General features: G+C 29.4%; 19 protein-coding genes. 8 read left to right on the forward strand and 11 right to left on the reverse strand.

From position 1 onward, the window contains the following. The first annotated feature begins 1 nt into the window (after position 1). The 4 genes from lgt to bpuSUM_RS01805 all read left to right on the forward strand — a co-directional run bounded on the left by lgt (position 2) and on the right by bpuSUM_RS01805 (position 4,831). Positions 2–961, forward strand: coding sequence for a prolipoprotein diacylglyceryl transferase (gene lgt, locus bpuSUM_RS01790; protein WP_247065526.1), 960 nt, complete (start codon positions 2–4; stop codon positions 959–961). A 51-nt stretch (positions 962–1,012) separates the two neighbouring features. Further along, positions 1,013–3,004, forward strand: a complete 1,992-nt coding sequence (locus bpuSUM_RS01795) for an EAL domain-containing protein (RefSeq protein ID WP_247065527.1) — start codon at positions 1,013–1,015, stop codon at positions 3,002–3,004. 178 nt (positions 3,005–3,182) lie between these two features. Next, complete coding sequence (locus bpuSUM_RS01800) at positions 3,183–4,559, forward strand: aminopeptidase (RefSeq protein WP_247065528.1); 1,377 nt, start codon at positions 3,183–3,185, stop codon at positions 4,557–4,559. Further along, positions 4,556–4,831 carry a PTS sugar transporter subunit IIB gene (locus bpuSUM_RS01805; RefSeq protein WP_247065529.1) on the forward strand — a complete coding sequence of 92 codons (276 nt, stop codon included), beginning with the start codon at positions 4,556–4,558 and terminating at the stop codon, positions 4,829–4,831. The genes bpuSUM_RS01800 and bpuSUM_RS01805 overlap by 4 nt, the downstream gene beginning before the upstream one ends. A gap of 14 nt (positions 4,832–4,845) precedes the next feature. Here the strand turns inward: bpuSUM_RS01805 and bpuSUM_RS01810 are convergent, their stop codons facing one another. The 6 genes from bpuSUM_RS01810 to bpuSUM_RS01835 are packed head-to-tail and all read right to left on the reverse strand — an operon-like array spanning position 4,846 to position 13,079. After that, positions 4,846–5,898: an NAD(P)H-dependent glycerol-3-phosphate dehydrogenase gene (locus tag bpuSUM_RS01810; RefSeq protein ID WP_247065530.1), complete on the reverse strand. Its 1,053-nt coding sequence runs from the start codon at positions 5,896–5,898 to the stop codon at positions 4,846–4,848. A 24-nt stretch (positions 5,899–5,922) separates the two neighbouring features. Beyond that, positions 5,923–8,211, reverse strand: a complete 2,289-nt coding sequence (locus tag bpuSUM_RS01815; protein WP_247065531.1) for an AAA family ATPase — start codon at positions 8,209–8,211, stop codon at positions 5,923–5,925. 10 nt (positions 8,212–8,221) lie between these two features. Then, complete coding sequence (gene tyrS / locus bpuSUM_RS01820) at positions 8,222–9,442, reverse strand: tyrosine--tRNA ligase (protein ID WP_247065532.1); 1,221 nt, start codon at positions 9,440–9,442, stop codon at positions 8,222–8,224. Beyond that, on the reverse strand, positions 9,439–10,776 hold the full coding sequence (locus tag bpuSUM_RS01825; protein ID WP_247065533.1) for a glycine--tRNA ligase: 1,338 nt from the start codon (positions 10,774–10,776) through the stop codon (positions 9,439–9,441). The genes tyrS and bpuSUM_RS01825 overlap by 4 nt, the downstream gene beginning before the upstream one ends. Before the next feature lie 31 nt (positions 10,777–10,807). Then, positions 10,808–12,331: a glutamate--tRNA ligase gene (gene gltX / locus bpuSUM_RS01830; RefSeq protein ID WP_247065534.1), complete on the reverse strand. Its 1,524-nt coding sequence runs from the start codon at positions 12,329–12,331 to the stop codon at positions 10,808–10,810. Next, positions 12,300–13,079 carry a hypothetical protein gene (locus bpuSUM_RS01835; protein ID WP_347343288.1) on the reverse strand — a complete coding sequence of 260 codons (780 nt, stop codon included), beginning with the start codon at positions 13,077–13,079 and terminating at the stop codon, positions 12,300–12,302. Before bpuSUM_RS01835 ends, gltX begins: the two co-directional genes overlap by 32 nt. A 130-nt stretch (positions 13,080–13,209) precedes the next feature. On the opposite strand from bpuSUM_RS01835, the gene bpuSUM_RS01840 reads away from it, so the two are divergent. Genes bpuSUM_RS01840 through bpuSUM_RS01855 form a run of 4 tightly spaced genes read left to right on the forward strand, consistent with a single transcriptional unit; the run spans position 13,210 to position 16,733 of the window. Next, complete coding sequence (locus bpuSUM_RS01840; RefSeq protein ID WP_247065536.1) at positions 13,210–14,349, forward strand: HD-GYP domain-containing protein; 1,140 nt, start codon at positions 13,210–13,212, stop codon at positions 14,347–14,349. 12 nt (positions 14,350–14,361) lie between these two features. Then, positions 14,362–15,075 (forward strand): 5'-methylthioadenosine/adenosylhomocysteine nucleosidase, encoded by a 714-nt coding sequence (locus bpuSUM_RS01845; protein WP_247065537.1) that lies wholly within the window; start codon positions 14,362–14,364, stop codon positions 15,073–15,075. Between the two features lie 18 nt (positions 15,076–15,093). After that, the gene (gene metK / locus bpuSUM_RS01850) at positions 15,094–16,263 is read left to right on the forward strand and encodes a methionine adenosyltransferase (RefSeq protein WP_247065538.1); all 1,170 of its coding nucleotides are present in this window, start codon (positions 15,094–15,096) and stop codon (positions 16,261–16,263) included. Continuing rightward, a complete protein-coding gene (locus bpuSUM_RS01855; RefSeq protein WP_247065539.1) occupies positions 16,260–16,733 on the forward strand; it encodes an S-ribosylhomocysteine lyase in 474 nt (157 codons plus the stop codon). The genes metK and bpuSUM_RS01855 overlap by 4 nt, the downstream gene beginning before the upstream one ends. Positions 16,734–16,875: 142 nt before the next feature. On the opposite strand, the gene bpuSUM_RS01860 is transcribed toward bpuSUM_RS01855, so the two are convergent. The 5 genes from bpuSUM_RS01860 to bpuSUM_RS01880 all read right to left on the reverse strand — a co-directional run bounded on the left by bpuSUM_RS01860 (position 16,876) and on the right by bpuSUM_RS01880 (position 22,595). Further along, entirely contained in the window at positions 16,876–17,295 is a 420-nt protein-coding gene (locus bpuSUM_RS01860; protein WP_247065540.1) for an HIT domain-containing protein, read from the reverse strand. Between the two features lie 62 nt (positions 17,296–17,357). Further along, complete coding sequence (mgtE, locus tag bpuSUM_RS01865) at positions 17,358–18,719, reverse strand: magnesium transporter (RefSeq protein ID WP_247065541.1); 1,362 nt, start codon at positions 18,717–18,719, stop codon at positions 17,358–17,360. Positions 18,720–18,773: 54 nt separating this feature from the next. After that, positions 18,774–20,198 (reverse strand): MGH1-like glycoside hydrolase domain-containing protein, encoded by a 1,425-nt coding sequence (locus bpuSUM_RS01870; RefSeq protein WP_247065542.1) that lies wholly within the window; start codon positions 20,196–20,198, stop codon positions 18,774–18,776. A gap of 276 nt (positions 20,199–20,474) precedes the next feature. Next, on the reverse strand, positions 20,475–21,488 hold the full coding sequence (locus tag bpuSUM_RS01875; protein ID WP_283848853.1) for a BMP family ABC transporter substrate-binding protein: 1,014 nt from the start codon (positions 21,486–21,488) through the stop codon (positions 20,475–20,477). 36 nt (positions 21,489–21,524) lie between these two features. Continuing rightward, positions 21,525–22,595, reverse strand: coding sequence for a BMP family ABC transporter substrate-binding protein (locus bpuSUM_RS01880; protein WP_247065543.1), 1,071 nt, complete (start codon positions 22,593–22,595; stop codon positions 21,525–21,527). Between the last annotated feature and the right edge of the window lie 5 nt (positions 22,596–22,600).

Here is a 22,600-nt window from a genome sequence, read left to right on the forward strand (position 1 = left end):
AATGCCAAATTATATAAACTATCCTAGTTGGTTACATCCCGAGATAATTAAAGGTATCCCCATTACATGGTATAGCCTATCTTATATTATCATAATAATAATTTCTTACAAATTCATTTGGTATCAAATAAAAACTGATAAACTTAACATAGAAAAAAGTGACTATGAAAAACTAATGTTTTCGCTTGTTATGGGAGCAATAATTGGCGCAAGACTAACATCTACTTTAATTTATGATAGGAGTGGAATTTATTATACACACCCATGGCTTATTTTTCTGCCATTTGACCAAAACTGGAATTTTACAGGTTTTAGAGGAATGGCAATACACGGAGGATTTTTCGGAGTAATTATTGCACCAACAATAATAATAAATACCGAACTTAAACACACAAATATAAAGAAATACTTCAGAAAGATAACTGATTACGGAGCAATAGCCTTCTCTTCAGGATATATACTTGGAAGATTTGCTAATTTTGCAAATGCAGAGCTTTATGGAAGACCAATGAAAGGCGGTATAATATTTCCCAATGCAGAACCTTTTAAAGTAAGTCAGAAAGGAGTAAGAGAATTTGCAGAATCAATTGGACTGGAAATATTACCTCACGACTTGTTTATTAACCTACCGAGAATTCCATCACAACTCATTGAAGGATTCTTTGAGGGAACTGTAACCTTTTTATTACTATGGTTTATTTTTAGGAAAATAAAAAAATATGACGGTTTTATCTTTGGAATATACATAATTCTTTACGGACTATTTAGATTCTTTATTGAGTACTTAAGAGAGCCAGACAAGGAAATAGGATTTGTGATAACTTACAAAAAACCTGAGAGCATATTAGATTTTTCATTTTTAAACATATCAATAGGACAAATATTTTCATTAATTTTAATATTATCTGGAATAATCTGGCTTTCATGGGCCAAAAGAAGATCGGAAAAACTAAAGAAATAAATCACAAAATATAGATTTATACCAAAATTAATATAAATTTATTTAAATAAGATGAAAAATCCAAATTCAATTGTAATATCTGAAGAAACAATTAATGATAATGATATTACAAAGATCAAATCTATTTTTAAAATATCACAAATAGTAAAATCTAGAAAAAATATCTCTAGCGAATATATCAAACAAAGTAATATTAAATTTGCTATTATTTATAACCACAAAAGACCAATAGATTTTTCAATCAATATGGCAAATGACTTAAAAAGTATTAATAACATTCATTCTATTATCATAGATAACAAATCTATAGACGAAGCAATATATAGGCCAAATTATATAGAAATATTAAAAAACATCAGTGAATTAAACGACAAACACAAACTCATACAACAAAAAAAACTTTATTATGACAATAATAATGCTAATCTTAATTTTTTCTTAAATCTATCTGAACTTATTCAAGAAATAGTGATCATTACAAATACTGACAATGACATCATTTACATTAACGAAAAAGGAAGCAAAGAACTTGAACTCCCAATAAAGATTGGGGGCAAAACAAATAAAATAAGTGACATCAATATCATAGATTTAGAAAAAGATACAAAAATAGATTTAAGTTACAATATAAATGATATTCCCGAATTCAAAAACATACTAATAACCAACTGCCTTTTAAAGATTAAAAATAACAAAAAATTAATAGTAGACTTATTTATCAGTACAATTGCTCAAAACAATATTGATAAATTAATTACAATCAAAGACATATCAGAGTTAAAATCTAAACACAGTATTCAAGATCTCACAATCATTGATCAACAAACAGATCTGTATAACATTAAAGGACTTGAAAAGCTATTGATAAATCAAATTGAATCTTCTTATAAAAAAATATATTTATTTGATCTGGATTTACACATAAATACAGAATGTGAATATAAAGACAAGAGAGATAACTCCGACTTAAAGATACTTAAGAAAATTACTTCGAGAATAATGTCATTTTATTCAGAATACATATTTAGATTAAAAGACAATAATTTAATAGTCATTATATCTACAAGCGGAGGAGAACAAAGACTAATTTCAATTGCAGAAGAAATCAAAAAAACCATTTCAAGAGAACTTAAAAAAGAAGGCCTCATAATATTTAAATTCAACATAGGAATAATAGAAGTAAACCTAAAAGAAGATATAGAGACAAAGATTTCAAAATTAAAAATAGCAACAAAAATATCCGATGAATATAAAGATTCCATGCCTATTTTATACAAAGATGAATTACCAGAAACAATACTTATCAAAAAACAAAATAAAATATTTGAATATATAGTAAAAGCAATAAAGAATGACTTTTTTAGTCTCTATTATCAAAAAATTACTCCTCTTAAAAAAGATCTAAAACCCAAAATTGAAATATTAACAAGACTTTTTGACTATACAGGAACTCCTATCCCAAATAGCAATGTATTTAGCTTAATAGATAAGTATAATTTAACTGTTGAAGTGGATAAACTGGTAGTTACTAAAGCATTAAGAGAATATACAAATTTTGTAGCAAAAAATGGTGTTCATATCTTTTCAATAAATATTTCACCATACTCACTCAAGTCCAAAAATTTCAGAATATTCCTCAAAGAAACACTTCTTAAAAGCCATGTTCCACTTCAAAACGTATGCTTAGAAATAACAGAAACTGGAATTTTAGAAAATTTTGAATTAATCAACACATACTTCAACGAACTTAAAACCTTTGGAATTAAACTTGCACTTGACGATTTTGGCAGCGGATATACGTCACTTTCATACATTAAAATCTTGCCAATAGATATCATCAAAATAGATGGTTCTTTCATTCAAGTAATAAATTCTAGTCAAACAGATCTCGTAATAATAAAATCAATAAAAGACATTGCTGACACAAAAAAAATAAAAATTATAGCTGAATTTGTATCTAATGAAGAAATACTTAAAAAGATAAACGAAATAGGAATAGATTATGGACAAGGATTTCTGTGGCATAAACCAGAGCCAATTTAAAAATATACAAAATATTTTCTTAATACTATATATAACAACACTTAAATTCATTTAATCTTAAAGACAATTAGCAAGCCCAAATTCAAAAAGCAACTGAACCCTATTTTCTATATATTATTAAATTGCATTAAAAAAAGAATAGAATGTTATAATAAGTAATCAGGAGGAGAAAATTTCAATGACAAAACAAAATCCTTGGACTTCTTTAAACGAAGAAGATAGAAATAACATTTTAGAATTTACTCAAAAATACAAAAAATTTTTAAGCACAGTTAAAACTGAAAGAGAAGCCACCAACTATACTATACAAAGAGCAAAGGAAAAAGGTTTTATTAATGCCTGTGAAAAACAAGAACTCAAAGCTGGGGATAAAATCTTTTACACATGTCGCAATAAAAACATTGCTCTTGTATTTATCGGAAAAGAACCTATTGAAAATGGAATGAATTTCATTGTATCACACACAGATTCACCAAGACTTGATGCCAAACCATCACCAATTACTGAAGAGAACGAATTAACAATGATGAAAACAAATTATTATGGTGGTATCAAAAAATATCAATGGTTATCCATTCCTTTATCAATACGAGGCATAATATTTTTGCAAAACGGAGAAAAAATAGAAATTAACATCGGTGATGATAAGAATGATCCCGTATTTGTAATTCCCGACATTCTGCCACATCTTGACAGAAAAGTACAAAGAGACAAAAAAGCTGATGACATTATTGAAGGTGAAAATTTAAAAATCATAATTGGAAGTCTACCTATTGAGACTAAAGAAAAAGAAAAAGTAAAATATGCCACTCTAAAGTTAATAAAAGAAAAATACAAAATAGAAGAAGATGATTTCGCGTCAGCAGAAATAGAAATAGTACCAGCAGGAGAAGCAAAAGACATAGGATTTGATAGGGCACTAATTGGTGCTTATGGTCAAGATGACAGGGTGTGCGTTTACACTTCACTAGAAGCTATCCTAAATTTAGAAGAAATACCAAGCAAAACCGCTGTATGTTTTCTAGTTGACAAGGAAGAGATTGGATCTACTGGATCAACCGGGCTAAACTCAAGATATCTTGAATACTTTGTATCAGACATAATATTCAAACTTGAACAGAACAAATATAATAACCTCCTTGTTCAAAAAGTATTATGGAACTCAAAAAGTATATCTGCTGATGTTTGCGGTGCAATAAATCCCTTATTCAAATCGGTGCATGATGAACAAAACGCACCCAAATTGGGATATGGAATATCTATCATGAAATATACAGGTCACGGGGGTAAAATCATGGCTAGTGATGCTGATGCTGAACTTATCTCTTATGTTAGGAATTTGCTAAATAAAAATAAAATAGCTTGGCAAGTAGCCACACTTGGAAAAGTAGACGAAGGTGGTGGAGGAACTGTTGCAAAATTCTTAGCACATTATGGCATAAGAACAATAGACATAGGACCTGGTGTCATTAGTATGCACTCACCGTTTGAAATAACCTCGAAATTTGACGTATATACTTCTTACACGGCTTATAAAGCATTCTTTAAGGGATGACAAAAATGAATAAAGAAACAATAAAAACATCAGAACATATTTTAGAATGTTTTGGGGGCATTTCAAATATCAAACAAGTAGACAAAGATCTAACTAGAATAAAAATATTAGTTGACAGCAATTCTCTAGTTAAGAGAGAAAACTTAACAGAAAATCAAAATATTATAGGAGCAATTAAGTCAAATGAATTCACAGAAATTGTAATGAACTTTGAAATAATTGATGACGTTTATAGCAATATCTTGTATATGATGAACAAAAAAACACAATAGGACCCGTTTGGGTCCTAAACTTCAAAATTTCTTATATAATCAATGACAGCTTCAGGTCTTAATTCTTTATTTAAAATTTTATACACTATGCTCGCTAAATTATGACAATTTGAATCACTACCTAAAAATTTAAAAAGCAAAGCAACTTCATTAGCAGCAATTACTCCCTCTGGCAAATAACCAATTTTATGAATATTATTTATCAAATCATCTATACCAGCCAAACCTTCTAAGATATTTTTACTAACAATTTCACGACCAAATCGTCTATTCCTTCCAAAAATACTTCTACAAGTAACATCTAAATCTCCAGAACCAGCTAAAAATAAAAATGTTTCCGCATCGCAAGAACCAAGCTTAAACGCAATATTTTTCATGTCATTTAAAGAAACTGAGAATAAAAAAGACTCCGTATTATTGCCTATCAAATTTGGATTTTCAATTTTATACTCATCCAAAATTCCAAATGCAATTGCAAATATATTTTTCAAAGCCGATGCTATTTGAACCCCAAGGATATCATCACTATAAAACATAGAAATAGAAGTATTACTAAATAAATTAATAAATTCAAAAGCATTGGCTCTATTCTTACTGGCAGCAACAAGTCCTGTAATAATTCCAAGTCCAACTTCTTCAGCATGACTTGGCCCTGCAATATAGGTAATTTCATCTTTATAGTCACTTAAAACACTCTCTGCAACATCTACAATCGTACAAGGCCTCCCATTAATTGTTATAAAACCTTTTGTAAGGATTGCTAACTTAAACTTTTTAGTAGTGCACATACTTTTCAATTTATGCAAAACATTTAAAGTATAAAGAGAAGGTGTCACAACAAAAACATAATCGGCTTGATCTACAACATCTTGCAAATCAGAACTTGCAATCAAATTATTTGGTAATTTAATATCCTTTAAATACTTGACATTTTCATAATCATTATTAATGCCATCTCTAACATCTTCTTCAAAAGACCATATCAAAACATTATCTTTAAACTTATTTGCCAAAACCTTAGCAATAGCAGTTCCCCAAGCCCCTGCTCCTACTATAGATATTTTCATATATACCTCCTTATAATCATGGGTTTACAACAACTCATATTTTATTGTCTCGTCCAGGTAAACTCTAATCTTATCATTCTCTTTGAATTTTTTTGAAATCATGTCATTGACTAATAACCCCCCAATCTCTTTGAGCACAATTTTACGCACACTCTTAATGCCAAATCCACTTCTATAAGTCTTATTTTGAAAATAATTGACAATATTTTCTTCAAAAAAAACATCGACTTTTTCATTCTTTAGTATCTTAACAAAATTATTCATCTCTTCAATAATAATTTTTTCAAAATCGTCCTCACCCACAGGCTTAAAGAAAAAAATATGATCCACAAGGTCCAAAAACTGAGTAGAAAAACGTTTTTCTAGCAAACTTCTAACATCGATTGTTTCAGTTTTAAATCCAATACCATCAAATTCCCTATGTTTTATCTCAATATCTAGTATTATTATACTATCTGATAAGCTTACACTTCTACCAAGACTATCAAAAAGCTTACCCGTATTAAATCCTTCAAAAAAAAAATCTGTAACCTTCTTGGAAGATTTATCAAAATTGGACAGGACAATAATTGAAGTTGAAGATTCGCTTAAAAATTTAAAAAACTTAGTAGGCTCATCATAAGATTCAGATCCATATACAGGTCCTATTAATCTATTAATGCCATCAAAATCACCGTATTCACTCATTCCCAAAGTCAATTTAGGTATCTTAAGTTCTTCTGACAAAATACATGCAAGCCTATTCTTATCTACATCAGAAGAACCCATCAAAATAAAGATACCAAGAGTATTATTTTTTAAGAGAAATTTAATCCTTAAAAGTTTAATGTTTAATATCAAATCAGATAAAATATTCTCATCAATTATTATGCTCTCTCTTATTTTACGTTCCAGATTAACGAGCAAATTTTGATCATAATCATCAAAATTAAAAACATTAGTTCCAATAATGGATTTAACAAAAATTTTTACATCATCGCCCGTTATGACTTTCTTATTACCCTCAAGTTTAAATTTAGCTCCAAGACCATCTAATAGGTCAAAAGCTTTATCGGGAAGAAATCTGTCTTTAATATACTTAGACATATTAATTGAAGCCCATATGGCCTCATCTGTGTACTCCACATTATGATGTTTTTCATATTGTTCCTTAGCCCCTTTTAAAATAAGATAAGTATCCTCAAAACTTGGTTCTTTAAGTTCTATGCTATGAAATCTTCTCATTAAAGCTTTATCTTTCAAAAAGAATTTTTGGTATTCATATTTGGTAGTAGCACCAATTAATTTTACTTTACCTAAAGTTAATATAGGCTTTAACAAATTTGAAACATCTATGTTACTAAAAGACGTAGCCCCAGCTCCAACTATCATATGAATTTCGTCGATAAAAAGAATTACTTTTTTTTTTAAATATAAGAAATCTAAGAGTTTATTTACTCTATCTTCAAGATCTCCTCTATACCGCGTTCCAGATATAAGTCTCCCAATATCAAGAGAATAAACCTCATAACCTACCAATTCCTGAGGTACTTGGTCCACTTTTATCATATAAGCAAGTCCTTGCAATAATATTGTCTTCCCAACTCCAGGATCTCCAAATACAATTGGATTACTCTTATATTTACGAAGCATTATTTGAATCAATTCGCATAACTCTTCTTCTCGACCAACCAAAGGGTTTTTATCTAAGCTTGGCTCTAAACTATCAATAACATTAACTAAAAAATCTTCAACTAAATTGTCATTATCAGATAAATCATCACTTTGCTCTAACTTTAAATAATCTTCTTCAAAAATACTCAAAACCCCATCCTTATCCATCTCTTTACCAAAAAGATCATTTGCAATAAATTTTTCATTTTCACTAGAGTTTAAATCTAAATCTGAACCTAAGTAATCATAAACTTCAATTATCTTGTCAAAGATAGTCAAACTAAAACCTGATTTTAATAAAGCATCTAAAATTATATTTTTTCTTTTACTAATTAATACCCATAACAAATCTTTCTCTTGCAACTTATAAGGTTTCTTATAATAAAAAATTGTATTGACTATTTCTTGATATAAATCATTCATCTTAAAAAGATAATCTGAAATATCAGAATCTCTTAAAGGAAGCTGTTCAAAGAATTTTTCCAAAATTTTATTAAAACTATAAAAATCAAGTGTACATAAACTAAGCAACTCTTTAATCTTTTCATCGCTAATTAAACTGTAAAAAATATGCTCTTCAGTAAAAACAAGATGCTTACGTTTCATAAAAAACAGAAATGATTTAAAAAACAAATTATTTAAAGTTCTTCTGTTATACATGAAACACCAACTACAAAATAACCCTTAAAATCCTTTTTTTGCCAATTTTAAGTTCAATTTCACCATTGGTAAAATTATACTTACTAAGACAATAATCTTGCTCCCCTATTCTTACTTTATCTATATAAACTCCACCAGAATTAATAAGCCGCCTAGCCTCTGACTTACTAGATACAACTTTAGAGAGAACCATTAAGTCAATTAATAAAATGCTTCCTTCTAAACTATCTAATGCCAATTTAAAGAAAGGAATATCCGCTCTATTCCCTTCACCTCCTTTAAATGCTGCTTGAGCTGCTGAGGATGCCTTTAAAGCTGCATCTTCTCCATGAACAATTTTTGTTATTTCAAACGCCAAGGTTTCTTTTGCCTTATTTAACAAATGCCCTTTAACACTTGACATATGCTCGATTTCATCATCCCCCAAAAAAGTAAATAAATACAAAAAATTCTTAACATCCAAGTCTGGAACATTCCTAAAATATTGATAAAAATCATAAACACTGTAAAACTCTGCATCGAGATAGACTGCTCCCTTTTCTGATTTGCCCATCTTTTTACCATCACTTCTTGTAATAAGCGGCAATGTAAGTCCAAAAACTTCTGTTCCCAACTTTTTCTTAACCAAATCAACACCTGAGACAATATTTCCCCATTGATCATCACCCCCAATTTGAAGTTTACAGTTCTTATTTTTATTTAACATATAAAAATCATATGATTGCAAAAGTTGATAATTAAATTCAATAAATGAAAGACCATCCTTAATTCTTCTCTTATAAGTTTCAAAACCCAACATACGATTAACAGAAAAGCAAACCCCAATATCTCTTAAAAACTCAATATAATTAATATTATCAAGCCATTCTGAATTATCTAGGATACATCCGCTACTGAAATCTATTATTTTAAGCAATTGTGCTCTTATTGCCTTAACATTTTTTTCTATATCCTCTTTTGATAAAATTTTTCTCATTGAATCCTTACCTGAAGGATCTCCTATTTTTGTAGTTCCACCACCAACCAAAGCAATTGGAATATGACCTTGCCTTTGAAGATGTGCCATTGCCATAAAAGGAATCAAATGTCCAATATGCAAAGAATTAAAAGTAGCATCAACACCAACATAAAAAACTACTCTCTCCTCATCCATTAATGTGCTTAAGGCTTCCAAATTCGTACACTGTTTCAAAAATCCTCTTTTTTCCAAAATCCCTAAGGCAAGATTCATCTATTTGCAACTCCCTTATAATTTAGAATTTCAGTTCTAATATATGAATATAAATCATCAATAGGAATCCTTACTTGAGCCATACTATCTCTATCCCTCAAAGTAACGGTTCTATTTTCAATAGTATCATAATCTACTGTTACACAATAAGGCGTACCAATCTCATCTTGACGCCTGTAACGTTTGCCTATTGTACCATTGTCATCATAAAACATATAAAAATCATCACTAAACTGCATAAATACTTTTCTGGCAAGTTCAGGAAGTCCATCTTTTTTCACAAGAGGAAGTATTGCTACCTTATAAGGAGCAAGTTTAGGATGCAAACGCAGAACTATTCGTTTACCTTCTCCCTCAAGCTCCTCATGAGCATAAGCATCACAAAGAGTCATTAAAACACTCCTTGTAAGTCCAAGAGACGTCTCAATAACATAAGGAATATATTTATCACCGCTTGTTAAATCATGATATTCAAACATTTTAGGCTTACCACAAAACTTTGCATGCTGAGACAAATCGTAATTACCTCTATTATGAATTCCTTCAATTTCTTGAAAACCAAATGGAAATTTATACTCAATATCAACTGCGGCTTTAGCATAATGAGCAAGTTCATCCCCTTTATGTTCTTTAAACCTAAGATTATCAGATTTTATTCCAAGAGTTTCAATAAAAAAATTCATTCTCTTTTGCTGCCAATAATAATACCAATCATCCATCTGATTAGGATGTACAAAAAATTGCATTTCCATCTGTTCAAATTCACAAGTCCTAAATATAAAATTCTTAGCTACTATCTCATTTCTAAAAGCCTTACCAACCTGAGCTATACCAAAAGGAACTTTAAGTCTTGTAGAATCTAACACATTGCGAAAGTTAACAAAAATACCCTGAGCAGTCTCTGGCCTTAAATAAATTTCATTAGAACTATCCTCAACAGCTCCAATATTAGTCTTAAACATTAAATTAAAACTTCGTGGAGTTGTAAACATACCCATAGAATTACAACTAGAACAACCATTAGACAAATCAATAGAATTTATTCTAAATCTATTCTTACAATTTTTACAATCCACTAATAAATCTAAAAAACTATCAACATGTCCTGACGCTTCCCAAACCTCAGGTCTCATTAAAATTGAACTATCCAATCCTACCACATTTTCATGTAGGTAAACCATGGTATTCCACCATTCTTTTTGTATGTTTTTCTTAAGCTCAATACCCAAAGGTCCATAGTCCCATACACCTGAGAGTCCCCCATAAATTTCTGAGGATTGAAATACAAACCCTTTTCTTTTAGCAAGCGAAATAATATCTTCTATTTTAATCATATTAAACATCCTAAAAATTTATTCCAAACACTTACTTACATTCATGTTTTCTCAAAAATTGCTGTGCTTGATTTATTCTATTAAAAACTTTGGTTTTACCAAGTAATTGCAAAGAATCAAAAAGAGGCGGTGATACTTTACTGCCAAGAACCGCTATTCTAATTGGAAGGAGCACTTCTCCTATTTTTAGATTATTTTCCTTAGCAAAATCATAAAAAATTTTTTCGTTTTCAGACAATATTCTTGTCTCAAATCCTTCTAATAATGGCTTAACCTTCTCTAAGAATAAACAAATATCACCCGCTGTCTTTTTCTTACCTAAAAACTCATCTAAATTCCACGTTTCAATATCTTCATAAAAAAACTTAAGCATCGTAACAGAATCACTAAGTTTCCTAATTCTTGGCTTTATTAGAGAAACTAAAAGAATTAATTTTTGCTCATCAAAAGAATTAATCTCTTTTTTAATGTAACCTGCTTTTTGCAAGAATGGAATTATAAGCTTGGCTAACTCATTATTTCCTTTCTCCCTAATATAATGGCTATTAAAAAAATCTAATTTATTATAGTCAAAAACAGCAGGAGATTTATTGACTCTCTCAATAGAAAATAATCTTCGAAGTTCATCTTTTGTAAAAAATTCACTCTTATCATCATAAGACCAACCAAGCAAAGTAATGTAATTAATAATGGCTTCAGGAAGATACCCATCATCAATAAATTGTTTTAAAGCTGTAGAACCATGTCTCTTACTTAATTTCTGCCCATCACTTCCCATAACCATTGGTAGATGACAATAAATTGGGGGATTCCATCCAAAAGAACTATAAAGAAGTACATGTAAAGGACCTGAGGAAATCCATTCCTGAGCTCTTAATACATGAGAAACTTTCATCAAGTGATCATCAACAACATTTGCAAGATGATAAGTTGGAAGCCCATCAGATTTAAGAAGAACAGGATCAGGACTAATATCCTTATTTGCCCACGTAATTTTGTCAAGTAAAATATCATTAAAACAAGTCTCACCATCAAGAGGAATCTTAAATCTAATAACAGGAGTGATTCCTAAACTCAAAGCATTTTTCATCTCATTCTCACTTAAATTCCTACAATGTCTATCATAACCTGGTGCCATCCTGTTAACAGTTTGAATTTTTCTGATTCTCTCCAGTCTCTCAGGCGTGCAATAACAATAATAAGCATTTCCCAATTCAACCAATTGTTTAGCATATTTTTGATATATTTTTATTCTCTTTGACTGAACATAAGGTGCATAAGGACCACCACAAGTAGGACCCTCATCAAAATCAATGCCAAGCCACTCTAAACTTTGATACAGATCCTCTTCCGCTTCTTTACAATACCTAGTTTGATCCGTATCCTCTATTCTAAGCAAAAATTTCCCACCACAAGATTTAGCAAAAAAATAATTGAATAAAGCTGTTCTAATGCCCCCAATGTGCTGCAAACCAGTTGGAGAAGGTGCATATCTAACTCTTATATTCACAACATAACCTCTTTTAGTAAAAGATATCCTTTTTTGAAATATCATAAATGTAGTAAAACACTACAAAAAATAAATTTGAATTAAGCAACCTTGTATTTCTAACATTCAGTCGATCTTTATATTTAAAATATTTATCTCGAATCTCAAGTCTATTTTTTTCAACCAATTGGTACTCTAAATTTGATCTCTTTAAGACATAATAAAGATAAACTGTAAAAATAGGCTCTCCTCTTAAAAAATACCTTTTTAAAAAATTTATTTCACTACTCAACTTTTCATAATCTTCATCGGCAATAGCATTAAGTGCCACACAATACCTTAACCATTTATTTTTACTATATGCATGATTAGCAATTAAACCAGAAGCTTTCTCTTCCTCCCTAAAACTAATACATATAGAATAAAGTTCCATGATTGTCTTATTACTCATTTTAGTATCTTTTAAATAAAAATAAATCTCGTCAAGACTATTTTTATCTTGTTTAATTAAAATTATTTTTAAAAGAAGAGAAATATCAAATACACTCTTAAGTGTTTTTCGAAGTATCTTAAGCTTTAAAAAAGTATAAGTATGCTCTATGCCATTCAACATAAAATATAATCTTGAATATAAAAATTTAGAATAAACAATATTAAAAATAAATATAAATACAATAAAAGTTAAAATAAAAAAACAATGTAAGAAAATAAAGTCTAAAAAATTTGAAAATTTGAAAATTTCTAATAAATAAACAAAATACAAAAAAGCAATAAAAAATATGATATCAAAAACAAAAAGTATTCTGTCAACCATTAAAGATCTCTTATAATAAAGTTCAATGTTAAAATTAATGTATACATGTAGTATTATACTAAATAGATAGACAATTAATAAATAATATGCAATAAATGCCTATTATTAAGTTTGCAGCTTGAGGGGAAAAATGCAAAATTTTGATAACCTAGCAAAAGATATAAAAGATTTTTCATACATAATAGACAAAAATTTTTTAGTATGGCCTCAAAACTCGTTCTTACAACCTATAAATACTGAACTTATTGAAAAATGGAACTTAAAGGGTGAACTCAAAATACAAAGGATGTTCTTTAATGAGACATTAATACGAGAAACAAAAAAGCTTATTAATGTAGAATATGATGAAAAATCGATTGCCAACTATCACATACTAATAAGCAATTTAGAAGAAATATATGAAAATTGCAAGAAAAATAAAAAAATTTACTATCAAGACGTCCTTCCAGCCGTCAAAAAGGTAATGGAATTTTATAAAAGGAATCAACAAACATTCATCAAATATATGAAAGTACCTAAACTCCTATCCGATTATCATATTGTTCACTCAATAAATACCGCAATACTAACCGTAGCCCTTGGAAATGAGATGAATCTAAATAATCACAAAATGGTTGAACTCTGCACAATAGCTATTCTGCACAAAATAGGTTTCCTATTTATCCCCTTGCAAATAAGTGAAAAAAAAGAAAAATTAAGTAATGAAGAATTTGAAGTAATAAAAAAATATCCCGTACTTGGTTATAAAATACTCTCAACCACTAATTTTTCACAATCCATCTGCTCAGCAATATTAAATCATAAAGAAAACTTAGATGGTTCAGGCTATCCTAATAAACTTAAAAGTGAAAATATAAATATCGAGTCTAATATAATAGGTGCTGCTAGCGCATACAGCGCAATTCTTCTAGATAGAACATATAAAGGGGCTTCAAACTCTGGTGCATCTCTTATTGAACTAATACAAGATGCTGATAAGAAATTTGATAAAAGAGTTTTAAAACTAATAATTAAGGTTCTCTCTCAATGTCCTCTGGGTTTTATTGTTGAACTCAATGACAACTCAATTGCCAAAATAATAAAAATTAACGAAGATAATATTAATGTCCCATATATAAAATACATAATAAGAAATGACAAAATCGTACCTCCTAGTGAAAATAAAAATTATGTCAAGTCCATACCCAAAACAGAAACCGGAATAAAAAAAATACTAAGACAAGATGAAATAGAATTTATTTCAAAAAAATATGGATTAAAGGAAATATAAAAGGAGTAAAGTATGATTTTAATAACATCTGCAATGGATGAAGAATCGATAGAAATAAATAAAATTATCGAGAACAAAAAAGAAATTATATTAGACGATTATTCAGGTGAGAAGAAAATCTATAAGGGAGAAATTGCGGGTCACAAGGTAATCTCTTTAACTACTGGCATTGGAAAAGTAAATGCCGCAATGTGGAATAGCTACATCATATCAAAATATAAAATCACTCGCATAATCAACTCAGGAACTGCTGGTGGGCTTAAAGAATCTGCAGATCTTAAAATAACAGACATCATAGTATCATCAGAGACTGCATTTCATGACTTTAATTTAACTAAATTTGGACATAAAATAGGACAAGTTCCAGGCCTTCCACAAAAATTTAAAGCAGATGAAAATTTATTAAACAAATTTGTTAATATTACTGAAAACAAACTTAAAAATATTAATGTTCATATTGGTCTAATACTTACAGGTGATCAATTTATTGGAGATAAAAAACAATTAAAAGAAATTAAAAATAACTTTGCAGATGCTTTAGCTGTAGAAATGGAAAGCGCTGCAATTGCCCAAGTAGCACACACATTCAAAATACCTTTTATTATTATTCGCTCTGTATCTGATTTACCAAACATCAAAGATAATCACATAGACTTCAATAAATTCCTACAAAATGCATCAATGAATTCAGCTAAGATAGTAAAGGAATTAATTAAACTTATATAACTTAAATAAGGTGACAATATGCTCAATAATAATTTAACATCAACATCTGAAGCCGTATCTGAAGGACATCCCGATAAAATTGCGGATCAAATTTCTGACGCCATACTTGATGAAATCCTCAAAAGAGATAAAATGGCGAAAGTCGCATGCGAAACCTTAATTTCACAAAATTTAATAATCATAGCAGGAGAGATAAGCAGCAAAGCAAAAAAAGAAATAAATATAAAAGAAATTGCAAAACAAACAATAAAAAATATTGGATACACAAATATAGAATATGGACTTGACTACAAATCTGCTACAATAATTGATGCTATTGGCTCTCAGTCAATTGATATTACAAATGCGGTTGAAAAAAAAAATACAAATGATATAGGAGCAGGTGATCAAGGAATAATCTTTGGTTATGCATGCAATGAAACTGAAAATTTTTTGCCCATAGCATACGAATTATCCAACTTAATCCTGCAAAAAGCTAGCGAATTTAGAAAATCAGGGCAAATTAAATGGCTACGCCCCGATGCAAAATCCCAAGTTACCATTGAATATGATTCTAATAAAAATCCTATTAGAGTCAATAATATTGTTGTATCTCATCAACATGATCCCGGTATTTCCCAAGATTTCCTAAGACAAACAATCATTGAAAAAATTATCAAACCTATCCTTCAGAGTAAATCAATGCTTGATGAAAACATCAGATATTATATTAACCCATCAGGCAATTTCGTCATCGGTGGTCCTACTGGAGATACGGGACTTACAGGAAGAAAGATTATCGCTGACAGTTATGGTGGATTTGCAAGACACGGTGGTGGTGCTTATAGCGGCAAAGATGCTACTAAAGTTGACAGATCAGCAGCTTATATGGCAAGATACATTGCTAAGAATATGGTGGCAGCAGGAATTTCTAAAGAATTTGAAATGCAACTTGCTTATGCTATTGGAATTTCCAATCCAATATCCATTAAAATAACTACAGGTATCAATGATAACAAATATGAAAAAAAAATATTAAATTTCATTATCAATAACTTTGACTTAACTCCCAACGGCATAATTAAAAAATTAAAATTAAGAGAGCCTATTTACTCTAAAACATGCACATACGGACATTTTGGAAAAAATGAACTAGAATGGGAAAAATTAGATTTCGTAAACACAATAAAAAAGGAGTTCAAAATATGAATAAAATACCAAGCTTTACAATTGATCACACAAAACTAAAACCTGGAATATATGTTTCAAGAAAAGATATGTTTGATAATTTAACATTCACTACCGTAGATATTAGGATGAAAGCCCCTAATAGAGAACCTGTAATTAACAATGCAGAAATGCATACAATCGAACACATAGGAGCAACATTGCTTAGAGACAATAAAGTCTGGGGCGATAAAGTGTTATACTTTGGACCAATGGGCTGCAGGACTGGATTTTACCTAATCCTTTTGGGTGATTATGAGAGCAAAAATCTAATTGATTTAATATCTTGGCTTTTTCATAAAATTGCAAATTTTCAAGGAAATATTATAGGCGCAACTGAAAAGGAATGTGGAAATTACCAAGATCATAATTTAAACATGGCAAAACATGAGTCTAACCTATATTTAACAATACTAGCTAACATAAAAGAAGAAAACTTAACATATCCTTAAAGTAAAAATTTATTTAGAATCCAAAAATATTATATCTTTGAAAAATTTAAGTAAGATATTCTACAACATGTCATAATATTCAAAATATATAATAATTAAACTATATATCAAATTTTTGTAAAATCCGTTTTAAGAAAAAATTTCAAATATTCTGACTTATGTGTTTAGATAGGTTTAAAAACTCATCTCCTGAAAGTTTAATATTACTGCCTCTTGCAAAAGCAAAATTATCGCCCTTAAATCTTGGGACCACATGAAAATGAGTATGTAAAATCACTTGTCCCGCATCAGAGCCAATTGCACTATAAATATTAATTCCACTACAAATATTTGAACCTAACTTTTTTAAAGAAAGAGCTACTTTCTTACAAACCTTCAATATTTGTCCATTAAGTTTATCGCTCATACACAAAACATCATTACTATGCTGTTTTGGAATAACAAGAGTATGTCCAACATTTAAAGGATTAACATCAAGAAAAGCAAGCACCAACTCATCTTCATAGACCTTATAACAGGTCATTTCATTTTTTACTATCTTACAAAAAATACAACCACTCAAAATTATCTCCAATTTAATTCTGTTTTAATCTCACCTTTAATTTTACTAAAAATAGATCATACTTAAAAATAATTAGTTAATACTAATCTTGCTATATTAAAATAAGCAATTAAGGTAACAACATCAGCAATAGTAGTAATTAAAGGTCCAGCCATTAAAGCTGGATCTATTCTTATGAACTTGGCTAAAATAGGTAAAAGACCTCCCAATATTTTTGCTACCATCAATCCTATCATCAAACATGCAGAAACAACAAAAGCTATTTTGAATTTCTCAGTATGCTCAGGAATTACAAAAAACACAATTCTTAAAAAATTAATACTAGCAAGAATTGAACCAACTAGAATACTAACACATACTTCCTTAAGTAGCACCTTGAAAAAATCCTTTACTTTAAGAGTTCCAAGAGCAAGCTCACGAATAATCAATGCAGATGCCTGAGAACCAGCATTACCCGAAGTATCCATTAAAAGTGGAATAAAACTAGTTAAAATAACTAAAGATAAAACCAAATGCTGATAATTAGTGATTATAGTGGCGGTTAAGGTAGAAGATATCATAAGAATCAAAAGCCAAATTATTCTATTTTTTGTCATATCAAAAATAGAAGTATCAAGATAAGACTTACCTAAAGGAGTAACTGCTGCCATTATCTGGAAATCTTCAGTATTTAAATTCTGAATAACTTCAAGAATATCATCAATAATGATAACTCCTATCATTCGCCCTTCATTATCAACAACAGGAACACTTGAGATATCATGATTCTGAAAAAGAAGAGCAACATCTTCCTTTCCATCACCAACTTTAACAATATAAAATCCGCTACTCCTCATTATTGCAGAAATGATAACATTATCACCAGATAACATCAAATCTTCAATTTTGATGACACCTTTTAACCGTTTTTCTTCATCTGTAATATAATAGGTATAAATGTCTTCTTTAGTTTTTGCAACCTTTCTAATATAATCAAGAGCTTCTCCCACACAAAAATAATCTTTAAGCTCAATATATTCTATTGTCACAATTGAACCAGCAGAGTCATCACTGTAAGACAGGAATTTATTAATAATTTCTCTATTCTCCTCAGTAGAACTTGCTAAAAATCTTTGCACAACATTTGCTGGAACTTCTTCTAAGAGATCAATAACATCATCAAGATTCAATTCATCTATCATCTCTCTTATTTCTCTGTTTGTAAAAGAATTAGCTAATTTATTTTTTGTGCCTTGATCAAAATTAGAAAAAGCTTCAACAGCAACTTTTTTGGGGAGGAATCTATAAAGTAAAATCAAATCAGAACCATTAAGTTTTTTTAAAGCTTCACTAATATCAAAAGCATCATATTTTAAAAGCTCTTCCTTTATGTCAGAATATTTCTTCTCTTCAAGCAAGGTTCTTAAAAATACAACATCTATCATATCAATATCTCCAAGATTTTAATTTTGAATAAATGTTTATAGCCAAATTATTAATTAAAGCTTATCTAAAAGCATTGAACATCTACCTGAAGGTATAGGCAGAGTCTTTTCCTTTTTATTCAATATATTTATTGTAAAGTAATAAAGTTTCTCAGACTCCATCTTGATCTCCCAGCCCCTCTTGCCCTTATTACATATAATTGTGGTTTGATTTTTTTTAAGTGATAAACTCTCTATTCCCATAACTTCAAGAGCAGGAATATTCCAATAAACTGTTTTATCGGGAAGACTAATTGTAAGTCCAATAATATTTTCTATCATCAGGCTAATACTAAAAAGTGCAAGATAACAAATAACATCTTTTTCTGGAAGAATCTTTTTCTCAACATCTAAATATGCGGGTCCCTCTTTCATTGGCTTATATGCCTCCCAAACATGTCCCTTAACTTTGTCATCAGGCAAGAGAGTATCTAATATATAATATAGATGTCTTATGGTAAATTCTCTTGCAATATTTGCACGTCTACAGTATTCAAGTCCCTTAATAACAAAAAAATTCATATAAGTATACACAGAACCATAATATCCATTTCCATCTAAATTAAAGCTAGGCTCATTAGCTGAAAGAGTAGGGAAAGGATTTGGGGTTCCAAAGTGTTCATGACTTTTTAAATAAAAAATCATTCTCTCTATTCTATCCTCACTTGGAATTTCGGAGAGCAGTGGTAAAAATCCTACTATTGTCTTGCACCTAACAATATTTTCGTTAATATCAAGATCATAATAAAAACCATCTTTTTCATCCCACATCAATGAATTAATTTTAGCCTTAAGAGAAAAAAATCTTTTTTTATACTCGAGGGATAAATTTTTATCGTTTAATATGTCTGCCAATTTTGCAATACAATATGCACTGTGTACTTGAAATGAATTAAAATCTATCGGATAATAAGCATCCTTTCTGGGAGAATTTTTATAAAAAATCTTATTCATATCAATTGAATAAAGGCCATTTGCTTTTAAAAACTTTTTCTCTATCCACTTATAATACTTATCAAGAACTGGTAAAACATCACAGATACGTTTCTTATTGCCTGTTTTATGATATAAATTGTATTCAACCCAAGCAAAAATGGGCAAGCCAATACCCTCATCATTTCCTTCTATATGAACAATATTATTATTGCGGTCATAACGAGCTCTAATTGCACCAGATGCTTCTTGAAGTTCATAAAATTTATCAATAGTAGATGTGGGAGAATATTCCCCATTACTATAAACAAGAAAAAAGCTTGAAAGACAAGTTTGAAGTTGATCTATAAATTCAAGATTTTCAGAATAATAGTTTTTATCCTTTTTACCCCTCTCCAAAGCTTGAGAAAAAACAATTTTGTCTCGAATCCAAGAAAGACTCTTATTATAAATATCAATAAAATCCTGATCGTAATAGTAAATTTTGGGAAAAACACTCTTATTCAATGCTCGAACCTCTGAAAAACAAATATCAATCAACTCCTATCTATTATACATTATAATAATAACAAAATAAGACTGAAAACCAAAAATTTTAATATTAAACACAATTTTAAAACTAAGCAATACCCAAGCAAAATAAATTAGTTAAAACTATATATTGCAACAACAGATTGATGTAACTTAAAATAATTAAAAAACTTAGGCCTAAACGATAAACACACAAACCTAACTGATATTAAAAATGAAAATATATTTTCCAAAAATTACTTAAAATTAAAACTAATTAACAAATTCTTTCAGGAATTTATTATAAGTAGTTTCATTATTTGGGACAACAATCTTCTTGTTAATTATCTTTTCAGAAATATCATCTAATTCCTTTTCAAGCTTGAAAGAAATCATCTTAGGATTTTTAACAAAATCTAAAAAGCTCTCCCTTAATCCATAATTTAATATATGCCCCCCTTCAAAAGCATTAGTTTTTAAGTAATTAGAAATTATAATATTCAAAATTCGTCCAATATCTTTGATTGAAGATGTAATTACACTCTCAGGTGCAAGATGTGACTGATCCTGATCAACTCCAATAACATAAAACTCATCTCCAAAGTTGCTCGCAGCCTCAATAACTCCAAGTCCAGCTAAACCCGCAACATGATAAATAATGTCTACTTTATCTGCATACATCTCATTTGCCATATTTCTTCCAGTATCAATATTAACAAAACTACCAATATAATTACTATCAATATTGATATTCCTATTTGCATACATAGCACCCGCTTCATACCCATACCTAAATGCATTAATAATTATGTTATCAATTCCACCTAAAAATCCTATTTTACCCGTTTTAGATATCCTAGCTGCAATATAACCTACCAAAAATGCTCCTTCTTCATTTCTAAAAGTTATGGCTGACAAATTTTCAGGAATGACTAAATCACTATCATAAACAGGATCAATAATTACATATTTAATCTCTGGGTTTTTTAAAGCAACAGTAATAGCAGAATCACTAAACTTATATCCAATTAACCAGATAAAATTTGAACCATTATTCTTTAATGATTCAAGATCGGCTAAATAAGAATTTGAATTAGATTCTTTCATAACTATTTCCAATCCAAATTTTTTTTCTACTTTTTTAGCACCGTCCCAAGCACCTTTATTAAAAGTCTTATCATCAAAAATTCCATCAACCAAAACGGCAATCTTAGCAAGATTGCCATTAACTTTCGAAGTATAACATGAACAACACAAAATAAATAAAATTAAAAATAAATTTTTCACATAATATCTCCCTTTAAATAAATCTAATTAAAAAGTTTACAATCTTGCCTTAAATAAATCAAATTCATATTCAGTAGAAGGTATAATAAGTTTTCCATTAACTATCTCAGTCTGAATCTTTGTAATGGTATCAAATAAATTATTGCCAATAACATTAGGATCTTTGACAATATCTATAACACCTTCTTTTACTCCTTCTTCAATTATCCTACCACCATTAAATTTGTGTCCTTTTACAGCATCTAATGAACAATTATATATTGCCTTTCCAACATCCTTAAGCATAGAAGTAATAACATGATTAGGTGCAAGGTATGACTGATCCTTATTAACTCCAATGACGTAATGACCAGCTCCAAGCTCCTTTGCAGCAGAAAACACACCAAGTGCAGCAGGACCCATTACAGGAAAAATAACATCAACACCATCCTCAATATACATGTGTTTGGCAACAAATTTACCAGAAGCTTCACTAAATTCGTCTAAAACTCTCTTTACAATCATTTTTGTTTTAGGTTCCGCGTAAAAAGCCCCTGCTCTAAAGCCAACTAAAAATCTCTCAACATACTTAATATTAACACCAGTCAAAAATCCAATCCTATTACTCTTACTCATCTTAGCAGCAAGATAACCAGCTAAAAATGATCCTTCCTCAGCTTTAAAATGAATAACTAAAAAATTTTTAGGGATTAAGATATTATTATCATAACCAACAGGATCTATAATTCCATAAAAAATATTTGTATTTTTATGAGCAAGTCTTAAGGCAGAATCTGAAAAATGAGCACTAATAAGCCAAATAAGATTGGCACCATCCTTTTGCAATGTGTAAACATCTTCTTCTAATACTTCACTAGCCGTCATTAATCTTTTGCCTTCAACAGGATAAGGTGTTAAAACTTTTGGAATAAGCTTAATTCCAAATTCATTTTTTATTTTAACGACACCTTCAAAAGCATTTTGAAAATATCCTTTATCATCGAAATTACCTGGAAACATGATTCCCATAATAATTTGTCTATCAATAAAAGAAGAAGACTCTTTTGAAGAAAAACAAGATACAAACAATAAAATAAACAAAATTATAAAACATAAATTTTTTGACACAACCT

Origin of the sequence: Borrelia puertoricensis, from assembly GCF_023035875.1 — a bacterium.
Taxonomy (GTDB): Bacteria; Spirochaetota; Spirochaetia; order Borreliales; family Borreliaceae; genus Borrelia; species Borrelia puertoricensis.